Consider the following 2,901-nt stretch of genomic DNA (forward strand, 5'->3'; position numbering starts at 1 on the left):
AAGAACAATCGCTGAGCGCCTTGGGTCAGGGCATCTGGCTGGCGGTGACCTATCCCATCGATGTCGAGCTCTCGATCGAGCTCTTGTCGCACATCGTCGACGAAACACCCGATGAGGCCGATGGCGCCGCCGTCGCCGCCACGACCGCTCTGTTTCTGGCCGATGTCCGCGCAGAGGGCGTGCAGCACGAGAACCTGACCTTCTTCGCGACCCAGATCCTCGCCGACGTCGCCCGCCGCCACAGCGGGGTTGAATCCCAAGAGGCGTTCGACCTTTGGCGCGATCGGCTCGAGCTGCGCGAGCCCGAGAAGTTCCTGATCCGACTCCGCAACGTGGTCGACGTCCTGGTGCAAGACGAATGGTGGTTCGATCGCGACTCCCTCCAGGGCAAGCTGCCCGTCAACTGAGACTGACCGATGTTTTGGCAAGAAACCGATGCAGAGGCCGAGCCCCAGGTCCCTGACGACGTCGTCGACGTGCTGTTCCCGCTGCGCCAGTGCAAATCGCTCCCGGTCGACCATGCCCACGCACTCGCGAACGCCCTGATCGAGACGGTGCCCTGGCTGGTCGAAGAGCCCTATGCCGCAATCCATACGATCCATGTCGCTGGCTCCCAAAACGGCTGGGAGCGACCATCACAGGAGAGTGGACAGCAACTGTTGCCGTCGCGCCGCACCAAGCTCAACATCCGCATTCCCCGCGCCCGTCTGGACGATCTGAAGAGGGCGCTCGAGGGACAAACGCTTGTGCTTGAAGGCTCGAGCCTGACCCTCGGCCCGGCGAAAGAGCGTCCCCTAAGCGCGGAAAAGACCCTGTTTGCACGCTACGTCATCGCCCAGACCGACGAGGACGAAGACCAGTTTCTGCATCGAATCGCGAGCGAGCTCGCCGAGCGCGGGATCAAGATCCGCAAGGCATTGTGCGGCAAGACCCAATCGCTGAGCACCCCAAGAGGCCCCCTCCTAACCCGCAGCCTGATGCTCGCAGAGCTGAGCCTAGACGACGCAATCGCACTGCAGCAACAAGGCATCGGTGATCATCAGACCATGGGCTGCGGCATCTTTCTGCCCCACAAGGGCATCGAGGCAGTCGCCAAGGCCACTGGCTGACAGCGAGAGGCCCGGCCTCAACATTCGCTGCAAAGATGACGTATCCACAACAATTGACTAATATTCGCGGGTTTTCAAGTGCGAGCGCCAAACGCGACTGGCCGCACGCCATCACCGGTTAACCCAAGAACGCCTGCCGACAACACGGCGGCATTGAACGACGAGAGGAGCAATCGCAATGGCGATCGAAGTGAATGGTAAAACCATCGAGACCACCGACTCGGGATTCCTGGTGAATCCGCTCGACTGGGACGAAGACGTAGCCAAGGCGCTGGCGGATATCGAGGGCATCGAGCTCACCGAGCGTCACTGGGACGTCATCAATTATCTGCGCGACGAGTATCTGAACAACAACCAGAATCAGCCGATGGAGCGGGTCCTGCTCAAGGACATGGGCAAGAAGTGGGGCAGCAAGCCCAGCAGCAAGGAGGTCTACCAGCTATTCCCGCTGGCGCCGACCAAGCAAGGCACCAAGATCGCCGGGCTCCCTGAGGTCCACCGCAAAGGCGGTTACTGAGGCCGGGGCGAAGCCGGACGACGCAGCCGACCCCTTGCGGGTCGGCTCCTATAGCGACTAGTGCTCGCAGTTCTCGAGCTTCGCCCGTGCGCCTGGCAGCACCGAGATCAAGAACGTCGAGACCAGCACGACGGGCGCCAGAATGATCAGCACCAGCGCGAGCAATAGGACGATCTGTTGTGCATAGGCGACCGCTGGCACAACATGGGCTGCAGCCAGGAATAAGAGCACGGCAGCCATGAAGAAGATAAAGGATACGACGACACCGTCGCGCATCGTTCTACAGCCAAGGATCAGCAGTTGATGAGCCATCTCACTCTCCTCTCGCTCCTCTCGCGACTTACCCGCTTCATTGTCGGGCTTATTGTACGGACCGCATCGGCATCACTCTCAAAGATAGACCGGTTAGTCAGCTTCTGACGGCCTTTTCTGCGACTGACTGCCCGCCACGCCCATCCCCGCAGCAAACATGCGCTGCATCATATCCATGCTAGCAAGGCTGGTTTTCAGATAGGGCTGCATCAGCTCCATCGGATCATAACCCTCCACACCTTGCTCGATCCGGCTTTGGATATCGTCGAGCATCCGTTGCTGCAGCCCTTCAAGGTCTGGCAGTCCCATCAGTTGCCGCAGCTCGGCCGCAGAAACCTCAACGTCGATATGGAATTTCATTCGATCTACCCTCCAGTGAGCCCAGGCCTGCAGTCAGTGCCGGCTTGAGCGCGGCGGCAGCTCAGGCCGCATCGGCTCTTCGATCACCAACCCACGACGAGCACGCCGTCCAAGCAGCACGCAAGCGCGCTCGAAGGCACGCTCAGCGGCCGCGGCAGTCCACTCCCAATCGAGCGGCGGCGCAGTCGAGCGAACCTGCCAATGCCCGACGGTCAGCATGGCGCCGACGCGAATCTCGAGCGTCCAATCATGCCAGGTCGCAGACGGATCTTGCTCGTCGGCCATATCCTGCTCGACGAGACGGATACTCTTCTCGCCGGTATCATCCATCGCCGCGATCTGCGACAGGATCGCATCGTCATCGACGCAACTCTCCCATCCGGTATGTACCGCTGAGGCGGTCTCCATCAGCGCATGCACCAGCAGCTCAGGGGTCAGCTTGAAGTTCAGCGGGCTGTCCCAATCGGGATCGGCACCGATCTCGAAGTCAGTCGTCTGTATTCTCGTCATCGATCAGCAAGCGCGGCAAAGAGATGGCCAACACCACGCTAGCTTAACCCCGGAGGTAGGCCCATGTCTGTTCTCGTCGATTTCAGTATCCTT

General features: G+C 60.7%; 5 protein-coding genes and 1 pseudogene. 3 read left to right on the forward strand and 3 right to left on the reverse strand.

All coding sequences use genetic code 11. The features are described 5' to 3' along the window. The 3 genes and pseudogenes from ACY693_RS17665 to ACY693_RS17675 form a co-directional block, all read left to right on the forward strand. Nucleotides 1-407, forward strand: a pseudogene (locus ACY693_RS17665) (hypothetical protein); the annotation flags it as partial. Nucleotides 408-416: 9 nt separating this feature from the next. After that, complete coding sequence (gene cas6 / locus ACY693_RS17670) at nucleotides 417-1,109, forward strand: type I-MYXAN CRISPR-associated protein Cas6/Cmx6 (protein ID WP_462323123.1); 693 nt, start codon at nucleotides 417-419, stop codon at nucleotides 1,107-1,109. A gap of 178 nt (nucleotides 1,110-1,287) precedes the next feature. Further along, nucleotides 1,288-1,626 (forward strand): TusE/DsrC/DsvC family sulfur relay protein, encoded by a 339-nt coding sequence (locus ACY693_RS17675; RefSeq protein ID WP_462323124.1) that lies wholly within the window; start codon nucleotides 1,288-1,290, stop codon nucleotides 1,624-1,626. Nucleotides 1,627-1,683: 57 nt separating this feature from the next. Here the strand turns inward: ACY693_RS17675 and ACY693_RS17680 are convergent, their stop codons facing one another. From ACY693_RS17680 to ACY693_RS17690, 3 genes are all read right to left on the reverse strand, one after another. Continuing rightward, the gene (locus tag ACY693_RS17680) at nucleotides 1,684-1,938 is read right to left on the reverse strand and encodes a hypothetical protein (RefSeq protein WP_462323125.1); all 255 of its coding nucleotides are present in this window, start codon (nucleotides 1,936-1,938) and stop codon (nucleotides 1,684-1,686) included. 93 nt (nucleotides 1,939-2,031) lie between these two features. Then, complete coding sequence (locus ACY693_RS17685; RefSeq protein WP_462323126.1) at nucleotides 2,032-2,298, reverse strand: DUF6489 family protein; 267 nt, start codon at nucleotides 2,296-2,298, stop codon at nucleotides 2,032-2,034. A 33-nt stretch (nucleotides 2,299-2,331) separates the two neighbouring features. Next, nucleotides 2,332-2,808, reverse strand: coding sequence for a hypothetical protein (locus ACY693_RS17690; protein WP_462323127.1), 477 nt, complete (start codon nucleotides 2,806-2,808; stop codon nucleotides 2,332-2,334). Nucleotides 2,809-2,901 lie beyond the last annotated feature (93 nt).

The sequence above is a fragment of the Halochromatium sp. genome, assembly GCF_054919635.1.

Bases quoted from the DNA above. Each gene is read 5' to 3' on its own strand.
- ACY693_RS17680 (WP_462323125.1), bottom strand. From the start codon at position 1,938: ATGGCTCATCAACTGCTGATCCTTGGCTGTAGAACGATGCGCGACGGT.
- cas6 (WP_462323123.1), top strand. From the start codon at position 417: ATGTTTTGGCAAGAAACCGATGCAGAGGCCGAGCCCCAGGTCCCTGAC.
- ACY693_RS17685 (WP_462323126.1), bottom strand. From the start codon at position 2,298: ATGAAATTCCATATCGACGTTGAGGTTTCTGCGGCCGAGCTGCGGCAA.
- ACY693_RS17690 (WP_462323127.1), bottom strand. From the start codon at position 2,808: ATGACGAGAATACAGACGACTGACTTCGAGATCGGTGCCGATCCCGAT.
- ACY693_RS17675 (WP_462323124.1), top strand. From the start codon at position 1,288: ATGGCGATCGAAGTGAATGGTAAAACCATCGAGACCACCGACTCGGGA.